Origin of the sequence: Citrobacter sp. Igbk 17 (assembly GCF_028069775.1) — a bacterium.
In the GTDB taxonomy this organism is placed as follows: Bacteria; Pseudomonadota; Gammaproteobacteria; order Enterobacterales; family Enterobacteriaceae; genus Citrobacter.
Map to the genome: position 1 here is coordinate 58,085 of NZ_JANEWI010000017.1, position 13,667 is coordinate 71,751.

Here is a 13,667-nt window from a genome sequence, read left to right on the forward strand (position 1 = left end):
CTCATCTCTCTGATGGCCTGCCTGTAAAAACATACCAGGCAGGACCCATAAATTGTGAAATTAGAAAATCAGTTTGCGGTCAGACGTTGCCAGATTGCAGAAACGTATTTGACCTGATGCCGGGCGTCAGAAAGTGCATTGTGCATATCACCTTCAAACGGGATGTCGAAGCGCGGATTTATACCGACAGATTTACCCAGTTCGACCATGGTCCTTACGTCCCTGTCATTCCAGAACGGAACAGCGAAGGGGGTATCTGTTAATGCGTATGCGCGGCGAAGAATGACGTTATCAAACGAACATCCATTACCCCATAACTGAACTGTGTGGCTTCCGTTAGCAGCGTTTTCAGCAATAAAGTCAGCCAGGAGTTCGAGGGTCTTAAGCAACCCCATGGCTTCATCAACAAGAATGACAGAGCGGGCTTCAGATGATTGTTTCAACCACCACTGAATCGTCGACGCATCCGGTTTCATGCCAAACGACATCGATGACTCCAGACTGACAACCTGGTAAAACTCGGCGCCAGTGTTACCAGTTGAAGGATCAAAAAATACAGCGCCGATAGAGACTATTGGGGCATCAGGACCGTTGCCCATGGTTTCCATATCAACCATCAGGTGAGTATAGAAAGCGTTCAGGGGATCCGTTTCAATATGGTGAACGGGTTCATTATTCAGGGAAGCTGACGCGTCACCAGTTGCATCAGTGCTTTTAACTGGCAAAACTGCTGTTTCGCTCTGAGACACTTCAGGATTAGCTTTGATTTCGTTGTTGTCAGTTTCTTCCATCTGCACATCGCTGGTGGCTTCCTCTGTATGGGTATGATGTAACTTATCCTCGACGGCGCGCTGGCGTACCTGGTCTACGACAGAAAGCGCTGGCGCTTGCTGGTTCCCCATCAGGCCATCGATGGAGAACACGCCGTTGCCCATGTTGGCGATTTCTGGTTGTTCGACTCCTGCCTTCTGTTCAGCTGTGACTTTCTCGTTAATCTCGATTTCCCAGCTTTTTTCTGGCACGTGACCGGCTGCCGCCAGGGTTTCTTCAGTTGGGTGCTGGTGGTCGGTTTCAGTCAGGTTCGCGTTGATATAACCAGATAAGCGGCCCGGAAAATTATGATGCTCTGGATGACAATTCCGGATCAGGGCAAAAATCGCAGCGCGGGAATAATCCAGGATGCCAGCGCGTTTGCGCAGGGCATCGGACCACTCTTTGAACGGGCTTTCGTTTTTAGCAATGATCTCTTTTGCACGACGGAAAACGCCACCAGGGATATCGTAGATGTTGAAATCCATTGGAAGTGTGGCCAGCGCAATATCAATGTCCAGAGTGTCCAGTGTATGGACAAGTGCCGGGTTACGATCGGTCTTATTGCCACCACCAGCGTTGGTTCCGGCATCAGAGCGTTGAATCTGTGACACACGATTGCCCTTACACCACTCTTTAACCAGCAACCCGCGGTCGATGTGTTCAGTACTGAACCAGGCCTTAAAGAACTGAATTACGGTAGACAAATCCACTCGTTTTCCATCAACCGGAAAAACGGTTTTCAGCGCGCTGACAATCTTCCAGATATCGATCTCTGGCGCTTTCCTGAATGGTTCTACATTCTCGGCGGCAAGCAGCAGGTTTTGCACATAGCTGTTATCCACATCCAGCTCGAGTTCCTGAATGGTTTTCTTCTGCTCAGTATCAATATGGTAAGCATATTCTTCAGAAATAAACTGAGCCAAAAGGCGCTGGCGTAGCGGGAGAGTCGCAACGGTAATGAGTTCTGGCGTTAAAGCTGGAACGGTGGGCTCATCACCCACAATTCGTGCTTTCTTATCGTTAACCCATTCCTGAACGGTAACAGCCCGTGCTTCTGGTTCCTCTATCCATTCGGTAATAAATTCCTCAAATGAAGCAACGGTATAGACCTGCTCATGGTCGAAGACTTCTTTTATTGCGTTTGCCAGTTTCCACTCAACATGGGCAGAAAGTTCTTTCACCGCTGGTACATTCGCAACGGCCAGTAACAGGTTTTGTACATAGAGATCATTTTCGTCCAGTTCCATTTTTCCGATCTCGATGTGCCGCGCTTCACTGATTTCCTTCTCTTCAGCGTCATTTAACAGGTGCGCAATTAGTCGCTGAGACAGGCGCAGGCGAGATATGGGGCGGAGCAGCGCTGGCGCATCGCTGGTGGGTACATTGGCACTGGAGGTTTCTGGTTTTTGCTGGCTGGAAGCCTCCAGATTTTCATCATCGGGCTTCTGTTTCAGTTGCCACGTCTGCTGGTCTTCTGCCAGTTCGTAACGATCGCACCATGTGTCATCAAGAGTGCTTTCCTCAGGAAGATCGTCAACAACAAACCAGTTGGTGCGGACAGGTAATTGATAGTCGGCGCCACGACCGACGGCAATATTGTTGTCTTCGAGAATATTGAGGATTTCGCGTTCTGCACGGGAATCTGATTTCGCAGAGAACCAGCAAAACAGGTTTTTTGCCTCAGTTGCTTTCGCTTTGGCTTTAATAAGATACGCATACGTTAACATTGCGTTCGGGCTCCATTGGATTGTAAGATACCCGGCAGCTGATGATCGCCGCCTAAGGTAGTGGTTATTGGTCAAAACTCGTTCCGGAAAGCTTTGGTCGGCTGACCGGGTACTTAACCCGCCTTGCGCGGGTTTTGTGCTTTATGGGGTAGGGGAATTCCCCTGCACCAGCTGTGCGACGGGGACCCACTCCAGAGCATTCAGCACGGGTTCGAATGAATCAGGCGTGTGAGTTACGGCGCGAACGACGTCAGCCACGCTGGGGTTTGCTTTGCTAAGGTGGTACCCGCCACCAGCGCCACGCTGGCTGGTGACGATTTCACTGCTGCGCAACTTCGAGAAAATCTGCTCGAGGTAAGACACAGACAGCTTCGATTCCTTACTGATTGATGCGATGGAAACCGGACTGCCGTTGTAAATCCTGTTGAGGATGGCAACCACCTGAACAGATGCCACCACACGTTTCATTCCAAACTCCATCATGCATCCTTTGCCGGTTCGCGACCGTATCCTGGGTTATCGTTTAAGGCGTCATTCAGAGCCTGCATTGCCTCATTATGTGGGAGAGTCAGAGCAAGTTTGATCGCCGTTCCAAGAGCTTCAGCCGCACATTCAAACTTACGAGCGAGCCTGGCTGTTTCATCAACTTGTTCACCCATCGCTTCCATTTCAAAGTTGTGCTCAGTCCAGACTTCATCCATCACATCACTTTCAACTTCTTCACGTAATGCTTCTTTTACTTCCAGAACAGGCAAAAACCCGATTAATGCCTCGGCTGGTGCGCTGCTGAAGCGCAATGCCAGATCGTTAGCTGACATAAAAACCTCCGGAAAAAAGCCCGCCACGGGACGGGCAAAGAACACTTTTCCAATTTAACCAGAACAGGCCTTCGTCTCCTGTTTGGTTACGATGGTGGTATTACCATCACAATGCCCTGTGCACCGGGCATGAGGCTGGCAACAGCCATTGGTCAAACTCGTTATGAACGAACTGCAGTCTGTTGGTCGGCAGACGGTTCGCCCTTCTGGGCAAGCGTGTAGCAAATCAGTCGAATGATTACTTCAATGCGATTTAGATGTACGGCCTGACACCGCACTGGTTTACGTGCGAAATCGATCATGGATTTATCCTCTTGCGTTGCCCTTGTCGCCAGGCTGGCGGAACGTTGAACCTGCTGCGTGTTAATACTTGTCATCTCATCCGGTGATTCGTATGCCGCCGGCAGCTACTTCGTGGGCGTCCTGCCTTGATGACTGATTTTCTAAAATCAGACTACAAATAAATATGTCATCAGTCAATGATGATTTGACATAAATTATATCAATGATTGTTTTTGTGGGTTCTTTTGGCGGTGGGAAGCAATAAAAAAGGCCGCCTTAAGCGACCTCTTGTATGGTTGGAGTCAATCTTTAGTGGGGGATGGCTCGATCTTTCTTTTGCTGAGAAATTCAGCCATGAATTTATCAAGCTCTTCAAGTCGATTGCTGGCTAGTTCAATGAAGCGGGTTTGTTCGACTTCTGGTAGCTGGTCAAAAATCTCCAGTAGCGCAGCTTGTTTCTCATTCAGTACCGTTTTACTTTCACTGGTCGCTTTAAGATAAGACTCTTCTTCATCGGTTAAAAAGAACCAATACAACGGCTTACCTAGAGCTTCTGGAAATAGGGCCAGTTTCTCTTTGCGTGGGAAATTTCCGGTATTGCACCAGTTACTAACCGTTTGTGAGTTTACCCCAACCCTGCGACCCAACTCAGATTGAGATATTCCAGCTTCATCAAGAGCTCGTAACAGTCTTTCTTCGAAGTTCATGTTCGTATCCAAATCAAACCCATAAGCAAGCATACAAACTTTCTTATCAGATGTGATTGATTAAGTTTCTTGACATTGACAAATTATTTATCAATTATGTGATTCTTAAATTGGGAGGAAGCATGAAAGATCACATTCAACAGAAAATACTTTCACTGTGTGGCAGCCAATCAGAACTGGCTCGCCGCTTAGGCAAAAACTCACAGACAGTTTCAGTCTGGTTTCGCACTCAAGTCGCCAGCACAGAGGTGCTAAACGCCTGCAGGGCGCTGGATTGGAAAGTCACCCCACACGAAATCAGACCGGATCTTTATCCAAACCCCACTGATGGTTTACCTCAAAAGGAGGCTTAATCATGCAATCAGCCACGTATCAACATCATAGCCAACGTTTAGCTATTCCGTTGAAAACGGAAAATCATTTTAAACCCCAGCGTCGTGACGGCATTCAGCACCGTGCCATATTGGCCGCCGTTCGTGAATGGGAATCGACATTACCAGGACAGGCACAGGAACGGATCGCTCAGCTGGTGGCAGAAGAATGGGCCAAAGCAGATGGCCGCGGAATTGCTGTTAATAAGCAGAATTTATTCCGGTATTTGAAAAACGAAGGGGGATCAGAAAAGTACACGGCTAACGTTATGCAGCTGTCAGGTTCAATTATTGCCGCTATGCCAGTTCAGATTGCCAGAAAACATGGGTTAAGTAATGCGAGCACAGAAGCGGAGCTGGTGGCGAACGCTATCAAGGAGTGCAGTGAGGCACACCAGGCGAAATTAGTCGGCGCGCCGTTACAGAAGCTCGAGAAGGAGATTCGTGAAGCGGCAATCGCTTTGTTCAACATGCTACCAGCTGATGCGGCGGGACCACTACTGGCGAGTATAAGCGCCGTAGCGCCGCAATTGTTTTAATCGAGTTTTGAGCAATAACCATTACGCGCCGGGAAACCGGACAAGGGAGTAAACATGGCAGCTCTGCCTTACATGCAACTTTACATTGCTGATTACCTGGCGGACACCATGCATCTGTCTACAGAAGAGCATGGCGCTTACCTGCTACTGATGTTCAATTATTGGCAAACAGGTCGCCCGATCCCCAAAAACCGACTATCGAAAATTGCACGGCTGAGTAACGACCGTTGGGATGCCGTTGAACCTTCGTTGAAAGAGTTTTTTAACGATAACGGTACCGAATGGGTACAGGAGCGTATAGAGCGTGATCTGGAGGTAGTTAAAAACTCAATCAGCCAAAAGTCAGCAGCTGGAAAAGCATCCGCTCAGGCGAGAAAAGCTAAAAAAGGAGCGAATAACGAACAAAATAACAACGGGTGTTCAACGGGTGTTGAGCCGCCGTTAAAACATACCGCCAACGGAAACCCAACTAATAAAGATACAGATACAGATACAGATCTTAAAGAAAACCAAGAGAGAGAGTTATACGCGCCAGGTGGCTTTTTACCGCCCATAGGCAAATTTCCGATCACAGATGACTGGACACCTGGTGATGACTTTGTACGCCAGGCTGCGCAGTGGGGAATAAACCTTGGGGATCTACCTGGGTATACCGCCGTCGAATTACAGCAGTTCCGGGATTACTGGAAATGCGAACGGAAAGTTAAACACCACATCCAGTGGGAACAGACTTTTGCTTCCAGCCTGAAAACATCACGCGCCAAATCTTCCTCACCATCGGCAGGTACACGTCGACAGGCTGGCTTTGGCGTTTCACAACCTGACACTCAGATCCCGCCGGGATTCAGGGGGTAATGATGAAATCGACGCATGATTTGCTTGGCCGTCTACGTAATCTCATGCCTGCAGGTGTTCAGCCGAAATTTACCAGCAGTCAGGAGTTAATGGCCTGGCAGCAGGAAGAAGGGCGAAAGCGCGCAGCTGAGCTGGAAAAACAAAATCAGCGTAACCGTTCAGAAAGGATTTTTGGGCGTTCAGGGATCTGCGAGTTGCACAGGGGGTGCTCATTTGCAAATTACCAGGTGAGCAACGACGGGCAGAAACACGCGCTGACGATGGCAAAGAGCTACGCCCATAACTTTGGGAATGGCTTTACCAGTTTCATATTCAGCGGCAGTTGCGGAACAGGGAAAAATCATCTTGCCGCGGCAATCGGGAACTACCTGCTTCAGCACGATTATTCCGTTCTGGTCGTGACAGTACCTGATTTGATGCTTCGCACCCGCAAGTGCTATGACGAGGGCCAGTCTGAGTCCGATTTGCTGGATGATTTGTGCAAGGTTGATTTGCTTGTTCTTGATGAGGTGGGTGTTCAACGTGATACGCGCAATGAGTGGGTATTACTTAATCAGATAATCGATCGCCGTATGGCGTCAATGAAACCAGTGGGGGTACTTACAAACCTGAATTATGACGAATTATCGAAAGTTCTGGGGGAGCGGGTCATGGACCGCTTAACCATGGATTACGGTATCTGGGTAAATTTCGCCTGGGGAAGTTATCGAAAAAATGTGACCCACTTACGGGTTGTGAAGTAACCAAAACGAGTATTGACCAATGACCATAGAAATCTCTCAGAAAGATCGGGTAGCGATAGTGGTACGCCATACCCCGAACTGCGTATTACGTGATGTGTGTGAAGCGTTAGATATTCCATCCGGTACCGCAGGTAAGTTTCTGCGCGCGCTTACTGTCAGTGGCACAGTCCTGCGTACTCATAACGGAACTCAGTATGTTTATAACATCGCTCCGGATGCAAAATTACCTGACGTAAAACTGCCCTTCATGGAAGAGAAAAGCGATCCGGTTGAAACGCAATTAGCGGAGAAAATGGCGAAAGACCTTAAGTCCCGGGGACTCTGGCGGCGCGCGGCAAAGGTATATACCGACATGTTAGACATTGCCCGCAGTTCAGCTGAAGTGGCACGTATAGCGCAGCAACGTAATGAATGCCTGCGTATGGCCCGGAGATGATCAGCATGCCAAGACCAAATACACCAGAAGAGCAGGCGGCACTTATCCGGGTGATTATCGAAGAGGTGAAAATCCGTGGACGCTTAACCGTTAGCGAGGCATCACAGATGTTGTCGCTGCATCGTCAGACTGCTGAGAAGTATTTCCGCGTAGCAGCTGAACGCGGCGAACTCATTCGTTACGGTCGTCTTGGTTTGTTCAGAGACCAGAAGGCGGTGATTGATTTCGATCTCCAGCGATTCTCATACGGCTCGAGTAAGTCTGTGAATGAGTTACCAGCTGATTTTCGGGGAAGTGCGGTTATGCGCCGGGTTATAGCTATCGTGGGGAGGATGCCAGCATGAAACCATCATACGAAGAATTAGAGAAAAAATGCGCATTGCAGCAATCAAAACTGGCTGCGATTAACGAGTTGATGAATGTCGTGGAAAAGGCCAGTGATATTGCAAAAGCAGGTATCGAAGAGCTGCAATCACAAAACGCAGACATGGCAGTACAGCTCGCTAACGCCGAGAGCAAGTGCAGGGAGTTGGCGGCGGAGAATGGACAGATGCTGCGTCTGCTGACAGACATTAGCGAAAACCACGACGAGTACGTGAATGCAGACGAATACCTGTATGCCGGTGTTCCGATGGATTACGTTTCTGAAATCAACACATACGTATCTCGCGATGTCGATGCTGAGAATCCTTTCAAGGCCACCGATTCTTTCCTGGCTGAAGTGCGGGCGCAGGGTGTGGAGCGCATGATTGAGGTTAAACAGCAGCAATTAGACGGTATGCACCCTGACACTTTTGCTATTGGTGCAGTTTGGGATTCTATTCGCAGGGATATCTACGAGTTGAAAGTCTTTGCTGAAATTCTTCGCCAGGAGGCAGCCCAATGACAGCACTCAACAAACAGGCGCTGCGCAGCAAGTCGCGGGCAGCAAGTGCCGGAGAATGGATTAAAGAGTCTGGCGATGGCTGGGAGGCTATTTGCAGTTCTGACAACCAGGCCAACGGTAACTTCATCATCGCGCACTTTGAAGGTCCGGATGCGGAAGCAAACCGTGAGTTTTCGCAGGCTGCTAACCCTGACACCGTTCTGGCATTGCTGGATGCGCTGGAAGCCGCAGAAAAGCGCATAGCAGAACTGGAGGCGCGAAAGGTGAACTTACCAGCAGCATGTGCTGATGATGAGTATTTCATTGATGGCGTTTTCCAGGCGTTGCGTTACGAGCGCGATGTTGAAAGAGCAATCCGCGCCGCTGGCATTGGCGTGAAGGGGGAGTGAGATGAAGACAATTGTTGTGACAATCGAAATTGATGTCCCCGATGAGGCGACAGACAAAGATATTACTGATTTTGTCGATGTTGAGTACGGTCAGTGCAACAGCATGAAGATGGATAACCCCTGCCGTGGTGATGCGGTTGAGATATTCAGCGCCACTTGGAAGAAGGACTAACCCATGACCAAACACTACCCGACCAAGCAGTTCCTGAACGAAGTTATCAGTAATCGTGAATTTGCCGAAGGTGTGCCGCCAGAGATTATCATCGTGATGGTCCGCCAGCTTATCGCCAGCATGGAGCAGGAGCCGGTGGCTGAAATTTGCCAGGCGCATGAATATGGAGTTGACGGGGAATTAACTCACAACCGAGATATCGATTATCACCAAGATGATATCGATCGCCTTCCTGTAGGGACAAAGCTCTACGCAGCACCACAGTTACCACAGCCAGTACCGGAGCATCTGGCGGCAGTGGCAACGCTTGAAAGTGAAGGCTACACCTGGCACGGTGGCCAACTCTGGAAGCCGCCAATTGGCAAAGCTCCTGCTTACATCACAGGTGAGCAGCCAGCGGTGGTTGATGTTGACGACAATTTCTACTCATGGTTCGGCAGGGAATGGCATGAGCATTATCAGCATAACCAATACACCACTGCAGCTAAGCAAACTCTCGGCGTGATGGCTGAATCTGCGTGGAAGGCTGGACGCAGCGCCGCAATTCTTCAGGCTGGCAACTCTCCGGTAGCTATGGATGGTTGGAAAGTAGAGGCAGAGCGACTGGCCGAGATACATGGCTGCAGTTTTGTTGTGTTCCGGCATGGGGAGGAACCTCAGTGTTCCGACCCTACAAAGGTAATCATCTCGTTCACGGATAAAGGCTTGGGTTATTCCGATGCTGGAAGCGCTACGGCAACCTATGATTGCCAGTGTCGCGCCTGCAGGCCAGTGACGATGAATGACATGCGGTTCGTTGTGTGCCCAGAATGCGGTAACAAGCGATGCCCTCATGCGAATGACCATAACAACGCTTGTACCGGCAGTAATGAACCAGGTCAGGCTGGTAGCGCGTATCCCGCAGTGATAAGAGATGAAATGAAAATGGGGGCGCGGCTCACAAAGCACCGATTTAAGCCTTAGTCCATATCCACGACCAGTGATGTATAATCCCCTCCATAAACCGAGGGGATTTTCTTATGTCTGATTTCAATATCGCAGCAAAATCAAAAGACGAGCAGGACAAGGTTAACGTTGATTTGGCGGCCAGCGGCGTAGCGTACAAAGAGCGCCTGAACATGCCGGTAATCGCTGAGCAGGTAGCCCGTGAGCAGCCAGAGCATCTGCGTGAATACTTCATGGAGCGAGTGCGCTTCTACCGAGAGCAGAGCCTGACACTACCGAAAGTATCCGATCCGCGCTATCTGGATATGGCTGCGCAGAACGAGAAGAAGTAACCGTTTGACACCTTCGGACTACAATTATACTGTATATGTATACAGTATTTATTGTGAGGTGTTTATATGGGCTTCCCGTCTCCCGCTAACGACTACGTCGAGCGTACCCTGAACATTGATATCCTGTGCCATATCGATGCCAACTGCATTCCCATTGAAACATCATCCGGATATGCGGTCATCGACAGGTCATTGAGAGTGAAGCAGGGTAACATGATACTCATCAATAACTGCGGCACTATGCAGTTTGCAAAGCTGATGGGGAAATCTCTTATCACGTCAGATGGTGAAGCTCTTGAAGGGCAAGTTCTTGATGATGTGAATGTGATAGGCGTGGTCACGTTTATCATAAATTCAACCAGGCCATCAGCAGCAGACTCAGCCCCGTTTTAAGCAAAATAAAATGGCAGACAACATTTGATTTAGTTTATCTCCATTCATCACTGAATATTGCAGTAGTTCGCCAAAGCTCTGGTGCGTGTAATCTTGCCGGAGTTTTGTCATCATAAACAAATGGCAGCTTAATAAAACATTGCTAATTCAACCCGCTACGGCGGGTTTTCTTGTTTTACTACCGACAGGAAATTAACAATTTGTGCTCTTAAACCGTTGATCATTTCCGTGTATCGGTATACTGTATAAAAACACAGTATATGCAATGGGGACCATTATGAAAGTTGAATTAACCATTGATCGCATGAAAGAACTTCCTAAAGGCGCGGTACCAGCGCTGGAGAAAGAATTGCTTAAGCGTCTGAATGATCACTATGACAATTGCAGGCTCACAATCCGCCGCGCTGGTGCGGATGGTTTAAGTGTTTTTGGTGGCGACAAGGAAGATAAAAAGAAAATAGAGACTATCCTCCAGGAAACCTGGGAAAGTGCGGACGACTGGTTTTATTAATTTTTTGGGTGTTACTTTGATCCCGTTTGCATGGGGGAGTTTAAGTGAAAGAAAAAGTAGAATTGCCCAAAAAAGGCTACGCAGTCATCAGATGTCACGATGGGGTCATCGTTGCCAGACTGCAATCATTTCCTGAGTGTGAGCGCGCCCTGATGTACCGCCGCGGTAGCATGGTGTCTTTCATGCCTCTTCAGGATAATGAAATTATTGGTACACCAACGTTGTTTACTCAGATGCTGGAAAGGGCTGGTTATCGCGTTACCCAGAATTCTGTTACACTCCCGTCATAGGCCTGAACAACCTATACCTGCTGCGCCACAGGAGAAAAGCCCATGGCGCAAGATCAATTCAAGCAATCCCACATACTGACGTTAACCAACGCCAGCGATTTTCTTTTTGTCGCATCCAGAGGTGCGTTATGAAGAAAAGCTGGTTTCAACATACCCAACTCACCACTGAGCAGGCTGACGAACTGGAAGCCCGCTATCGCGCAAAGCAGATTAAGACCGAGCGTAGTCTGGATAATGACTTCATTCACTGGACGATCAGCGCGTTCTTGCCAGAAGTATCTAAGCCTCCGCGTCAGGACAGAACCTGGCAACAACGGATCTGGAGGTGATTGTGAAAGTCTACGATATCACCCCAATGGGCAAGCCCCGAATGACGCGCGCTGACAAATGGAAAAAGCGCCCTGAGGTTCTGCGTTACCGCGCTTTCTGTGATGAAGTTCGTCTGCGGGGTGTTGAGCTGGCGGAAAGCGGTTCACATGTCACCTTCATTCTTCCGATGCCAGCGAGCTGGAGCAAAAAGAAACGTGCTGAGTTCAACGGCAAACCACACCAGGCTAAACCTGATTTCGACAACATGATGAAAGCCCTGATGGATGCTATTTACGAAGATGACGCTCACATCTGGGATTCACGCGTCACAAAATTATGGGGAGAGAAGGGACAAATAATTATCGGGGAGATTGCAGAATGAGGGCGCTGCTGAAGCCGGTGGTTGCGCGTGAGCTTGGAATTGTGCTGCTCAAGCCGGGCAGCGAGCTGATGTCATTATTCAGTTGCGAACGTGTACTGGTAGAAAGCCAGCCAGCAGGTATGGAGCGTTTGCCTGCTGGCCGTGTTCCTGACGTTCGCCAGCCGCTTGCCAGTGACGAGTCACTGTGGCCGTTCTTCCTGGATGAAAAGGTTATGAAGGCTGCTGGTGGTTTGAGCGGCCTTGATTACTGGCTTTTGCGTTATGGCGGCAGCTGCTGCCAGTGGCCACACAGCGATTACCATTATCACGAGTTAACCACTCTGCGTCATGAACCTGGATCGGTTCTTCTGTGTGGGCATTGTGATAACCATTTGCGTGACCACTACAGCGAACAACTTGCAGAGCTGGCGAGACGTAATGTTATTAGCTGGATTATCAACAGCATTATGGTGGCGCTGAATCAGGATCCTTCCAGAGAACTGTCGCTGGCGGAGCTATGCTGGTGGGCGGTGCGTATGGGTGTTACCGACGCAATTCCCGAAACAGTAGCCAGTCGGGCGCTTCATATTCCTTCGGAAGAGCATCAGTCAGTTATGCGTGAATGCGATATCGAACCCGGTGTAACCGCCACCAGCATCATTGCAGCCAAAGCCAGCGCAGTAACCGTGAACATGGCACCAGCACAGGTTCCAGCGGTAAAGCCAGTAATTGGTGTTCTGGTCGATCCTGAGTCCCCGCAAACCTATATGAAACGTCCAAAACGAATCCGCTGGATGGCCCCCCGATATCTGGAATGGATTAAAACACAGCCCTGTGAATGCTGCGGCAAACCATCCGATGACCCACACCATTTAATTGGCTGGGGGCAGGGAGGTATGGCAACGAAGGCGCATGATATTTTCGCGATCCCTTTGTGTCGCCAGTGCCATACAGAATTACATAACGACCCGGTGAAGTTTGAGCGAAACCATGCACCTCAGCCGGTAATGATAATCAGAGTGCTGGACCGGGCTTATAGGCTTGGCGTTCTGGCGTAAGGAGAAGAACAGGATGACACCACGTCAACGCCGCAATCATGTTGAAGCACTTGGTAAAGCTGCATCTGCGCCGCGTAAAAGCTGGCTGGGTAAATGCATTCTTCTGACGGGGATCCAGTCCGGATGGATTAAATCCCTGCTCACTACATGGGGTGATGGTGTGGGTGGAAAAACAGCACCACGTATGCCGCGAGGACACGCGTGCTGGAATGTACTTAAGGGACGGAACTGGTCAGATAAGGCGTTAGAGCGATTCACCGTTGCGTTAAATCAGGCGAGAGAAGAGGGATTCCGTGGACAGCAGGCAATGAACAGGGCACACAGCATTCTCTGGCCCCAGTCGCCCGCCAGTGTAATTGACGAGGCCCTGCATAGTGACGATGTCGATTTTGTTGAGCAATGCGTACTGCAGGCGCTGGATATAAACGATCCGGTTTATGTTGTTGGTCTTCAGTATTACACCACACGAAAAAAAATCTCAGATATAACCCGGGAACTGCAGGCGATTGCGCCCTGGCTGACACAAGAAAAGGCCAGAGAGCGAGTGAAATGGTGTTTACAAATTTTCAGAGCAAAGGTGTTCCTGTCCGCGAAAGCACTTTTGGAAAGCGAGGAATAATGTTTTAGCTTTTTTGTGCTGCTTTTTGTGTCTGGTATTGAAAACTACCCAGAAAGTTAGATAATTCATTCATGCTTGGCAGAGCTGCGCCACGATGGCAGCGACGAAAAG

General features: G+C 49.3%; 23 protein-coding genes. 18 read left to right on the forward strand and 5 right to left on the reverse strand.

The features are described 5' to 3' along the window. Positions 1–68: 68 nt before the first annotated feature. The 5 genes from NNO08_RS12095 to NNO08_RS12115 all read right to left on the reverse strand — a co-directional run bounded on the left by NNO08_RS12095 (position 69) and on the right by NNO08_RS12115 (position 4,347). Positions 69–2,540 (reverse strand): exonuclease, encoded by a 2,472-nt coding sequence (locus tag NNO08_RS12095; protein WP_271456774.1) that lies wholly within the window; start codon positions 2,538–2,540, stop codon positions 69–71. 141 nt (positions 2,541–2,681) lie between these two features. Next, entirely contained in the window at positions 2,682–3,008 is a 327-nt protein-coding gene (locus NNO08_RS12100) for an RrF2 family transcriptional regulator (protein WP_271456775.1), read from the reverse strand. 11 nt (positions 3,009–3,019) lie between these two features. Further along, positions 3,020–3,358: a hypothetical protein gene (locus tag NNO08_RS12105; RefSeq protein WP_271456776.1), complete on the reverse strand. Its 339-nt coding sequence runs from the start codon at positions 3,356–3,358 to the stop codon at positions 3,020–3,022. A 161-nt stretch (positions 3,359–3,519) separates the two neighbouring features. Further along, positions 3,520–3,735, reverse strand: a complete 216-nt coding sequence (locus tag NNO08_RS12110) for a hypothetical protein (RefSeq protein WP_271456815.1) — start codon at positions 3,733–3,735, stop codon at positions 3,520–3,522. Positions 3,736–3,942: 207 nt separating this feature from the next. After that, positions 3,943–4,347 carry a helix-turn-helix domain-containing protein gene (locus NNO08_RS12115; RefSeq protein ID WP_071698698.1) on the reverse strand — a complete coding sequence of 135 codons (405 nt, stop codon included), beginning with the start codon at positions 4,345–4,347 and terminating at the stop codon, positions 3,943–3,945. 122 nt (positions 4,348–4,469) lie between these two features. On the opposite strand from NNO08_RS12115, the gene NNO08_RS12120 reads away from it, so the two are divergent. The 18 genes from NNO08_RS12120 to NNO08_RS12205 all read left to right on the forward strand — a co-directional run bounded on the left by NNO08_RS12120 (position 4,470) and on the right by NNO08_RS12205 (position 13,556). Further along, positions 4,470–4,700: a transcriptional regulator gene (locus NNO08_RS12120; RefSeq protein ID WP_071698699.1), complete on the forward strand. Its 231-nt coding sequence runs from the start codon at positions 4,470–4,472 to the stop codon at positions 4,698–4,700. A gap of 2 nt (positions 4,701–4,702) precedes the next feature. Beyond that, positions 4,703–5,257: a toxin YdaT family protein gene (locus NNO08_RS12125; RefSeq protein ID WP_271456777.1), complete on the forward strand. Its 555-nt coding sequence runs from the start codon at positions 4,703–4,705 to the stop codon at positions 5,255–5,257. A 54-nt stretch (positions 5,258–5,311) separates the two neighbouring features. Further along, a complete protein-coding gene (locus tag NNO08_RS12130) occupies positions 5,312–6,112 on the forward strand; it encodes a DUF1376 domain-containing protein (RefSeq protein WP_271456778.1) in 801 nt (266 codons plus the stop codon). Positions 6,113–6,114: 2 nt separating this feature from the next. Next, positions 6,115–6,855, forward strand: a complete 741-nt coding sequence (locus NNO08_RS12135; RefSeq protein ID WP_271456779.1) for an ATP-binding protein — start codon at positions 6,115–6,117, stop codon at positions 6,853–6,855. 19 nt (positions 6,856–6,874) lie between these two features. Beyond that, entirely contained in the window at positions 6,875–7,291 is a 417-nt protein-coding gene (locus tag NNO08_RS12140) for a PerC family transcriptional regulator (RefSeq protein ID WP_271456780.1), read from the forward strand. Between the two features lie 5 nt (positions 7,292–7,296). After that, complete coding sequence (locus NNO08_RS12145) at positions 7,297–7,635, forward strand: DUF977 family protein (protein WP_271456781.1); 339 nt, start codon at positions 7,297–7,299, stop codon at positions 7,633–7,635. Next, on the forward strand, positions 7,632–8,177 hold the full coding sequence (locus NNO08_RS12150) for a hypothetical protein (protein WP_271456782.1): 546 nt from the start codon (positions 7,632–7,634) through the stop codon (positions 8,175–8,177). The genes NNO08_RS12145 and NNO08_RS12150 overlap by 4 nt, the downstream gene beginning before the upstream one ends. Then, positions 8,174–8,566, forward strand: a complete 393-nt coding sequence (locus NNO08_RS12155; RefSeq protein ID WP_271456783.1) for an ead/Ea22-like family protein — start codon at positions 8,174–8,176, stop codon at positions 8,564–8,566. Before NNO08_RS12150 ends, NNO08_RS12155 begins: the two co-directional genes overlap by 4 nt. 1 nt (position 8,567) lies before the next feature. Beyond that, the gene (locus NNO08_RS12160) at positions 8,568–8,738 is read left to right on the forward strand and encodes a hypothetical protein (protein ID WP_271456784.1); all 171 of its coding nucleotides are present in this window, start codon (positions 8,568–8,570) and stop codon (positions 8,736–8,738) included. 3 nt (positions 8,739–8,741) lie between these two features. After that, entirely contained in the window at positions 8,742–9,701 is a 960-nt protein-coding gene (locus NNO08_RS12165; protein ID WP_271456785.1) for a hypothetical protein, read from the forward strand. Between the two features lie 56 nt (positions 9,702–9,757). Then, positions 9,758–10,015, forward strand: coding sequence for a DNA polymerase III subunit theta (locus tag NNO08_RS12170; protein ID WP_271456786.1), 258 nt, complete (start codon positions 9,758–9,760; stop codon positions 10,013–10,015). Positions 10,016–10,081: 66 nt separating this feature from the next. Beyond that, the gene (locus NNO08_RS12175) at positions 10,082–10,408 is read left to right on the forward strand and encodes a hypothetical protein (RefSeq protein ID WP_193160572.1); all 327 of its coding nucleotides are present in this window, start codon (positions 10,082–10,084) and stop codon (positions 10,406–10,408) included. Between the two features lie 277 nt (positions 10,409–10,685). Beyond that, complete coding sequence (locus NNO08_RS12180; RefSeq protein WP_240389252.1) at positions 10,686–10,919, forward strand: DinI family protein; 234 nt, start codon at positions 10,686–10,688, stop codon at positions 10,917–10,919. 44 nt (positions 10,920–10,963) lie between these two features. Next, on the forward strand, positions 10,964–11,209 hold the full coding sequence (locus NNO08_RS12185; protein WP_048221170.1) for a hypothetical protein: 246 nt from the start codon (positions 10,964–10,966) through the stop codon (positions 11,207–11,209). A gap of 128 nt (positions 11,210–11,337) precedes the next feature. Then, on the forward strand, positions 11,338–11,538 hold the full coding sequence (locus tag NNO08_RS12190; protein WP_048235144.1) for a hypothetical protein: 201 nt from the start codon (positions 11,338–11,340) through the stop codon (positions 11,536–11,538). 2 nt (positions 11,539–11,540) lie between these two features. After that, positions 11,541–11,900, forward strand: a complete 360-nt coding sequence (locus tag NNO08_RS12195; protein WP_149607946.1) for a RusA family crossover junction endodeoxyribonuclease — start codon at positions 11,541–11,543, stop codon at positions 11,898–11,900. Further along, positions 11,897–12,937 (forward strand): DUF968 domain-containing protein, encoded by a 1,041-nt coding sequence (locus NNO08_RS12200; protein WP_271456787.1) that lies wholly within the window; start codon positions 11,897–11,899, stop codon positions 12,935–12,937. The genes NNO08_RS12195 and NNO08_RS12200 overlap by 4 nt, the downstream gene beginning before the upstream one ends. Positions 12,938–12,950: 13 nt before the next feature. Next, a complete protein-coding gene (locus NNO08_RS12205) occupies positions 12,951–13,556 on the forward strand; it encodes a hypothetical protein (RefSeq protein WP_271456813.1) in 606 nt (201 codons plus the stop codon). The last annotated feature ends 111 nt before the right edge of the window (positions 13,557–13,667 follow it).

Coding starts and splice junctions, on each gene's coding strand:
- NNO08_RS12095 (WP_271456774.1), bottom strand. CDS start 2,540: ATGTTAACGTATGCGTATCTTATTAAAGCCAAAGCGAAAGCAACTGAG.
- NNO08_RS12100 (WP_271456775.1), bottom strand. CDS start 3,008: ATGAAACGTGTGGTGGCATCTGTTCAGGTGGTTGCCATCCTCAACAGG.
- NNO08_RS12105 (WP_271456776.1), bottom strand. CDS start 3,358: ATGTCAGCTAACGATCTGGCATTGCGCTTCAGCAGCGCACCAGCCGAG.
- NNO08_RS12110 (WP_271456815.1), bottom strand. CDS start 3,735: ATGACAAGTATTAACACGCAGCAGGTTCAACGTTCCGCCAGCCTGGCG.
- NNO08_RS12115 (WP_071698698.1), bottom strand. CDS start 4,347: ATGAACTTCGAAGAAAGACTGTTACGAGCTCTTGATGAAGCTGGAATA.
- NNO08_RS12120 (WP_071698699.1), top strand. CDS start 4,470: ATGAAAGATCACATTCAACAGAAAATACTTTCACTGTGTGGCAGCCAA.
- NNO08_RS12125 (WP_271456777.1), top strand. CDS start 4,703: ATGCAATCAGCCACGTATCAACATCATAGCCAACGTTTAGCTATTCCG.
- NNO08_RS12130 (WP_271456778.1), top strand. CDS start 5,312: ATGGCAGCTCTGCCTTACATGCAACTTTACATTGCTGATTACCTGGCG.
- NNO08_RS12135 (WP_271456779.1), top strand. CDS start 6,115: ATGAAATCGACGCATGATTTGCTTGGCCGTCTACGTAATCTCATGCCT.
- NNO08_RS12140 (WP_271456780.1), top strand. CDS start 6,875: ATGACCATAGAAATCTCTCAGAAAGATCGGGTAGCGATAGTGGTACGC.
- NNO08_RS12145 (WP_271456781.1), top strand. CDS start 7,297: ATGCCAAGACCAAATACACCAGAAGAGCAGGCGGCACTTATCCGGGTG.
- NNO08_RS12150 (WP_271456782.1), top strand. CDS start 7,632: ATGAAACCATCATACGAAGAATTAGAGAAAAAATGCGCATTGCAGCAA.
- NNO08_RS12155 (WP_271456783.1), top strand. CDS start 8,174: ATGACAGCACTCAACAAACAGGCGCTGCGCAGCAAGTCGCGGGCAGCA.
- NNO08_RS12160 (WP_271456784.1), top strand. CDS start 8,568: ATGAAGACAATTGTTGTGACAATCGAAATTGATGTCCCCGATGAGGCG.
- NNO08_RS12165 (WP_271456785.1), top strand. CDS start 8,742: ATGACCAAACACTACCCGACCAAGCAGTTCCTGAACGAAGTTATCAGT.
- NNO08_RS12170 (WP_271456786.1), top strand. CDS start 9,758: ATGTCTGATTTCAATATCGCAGCAAAATCAAAAGACGAGCAGGACAAG.
- NNO08_RS12175 (WP_193160572.1), top strand. CDS start 10,082: ATGGGCTTCCCGTCTCCCGCTAACGACTACGTCGAGCGTACCCTGAAC.
- NNO08_RS12180 (WP_240389252.1), top strand. CDS start 10,686: ATGAAAGTTGAATTAACCATTGATCGCATGAAAGAACTTCCTAAAGGC.
- NNO08_RS12190 (WP_048235144.1), top strand. CDS start 11,338: ATGAAGAAAAGCTGGTTTCAACATACCCAACTCACCACTGAGCAGGCT.
- NNO08_RS12200 (WP_271456787.1), top strand. CDS start 11,897: ATGAGGGCGCTGCTGAAGCCGGTGGTTGCGCGTGAGCTTGGAATTGTG.
- NNO08_RS12205 (WP_271456813.1), top strand. CDS start 12,951: ATGACACCACGTCAACGCCGCAATCATGTTGAAGCACTTGGTAAAGCT.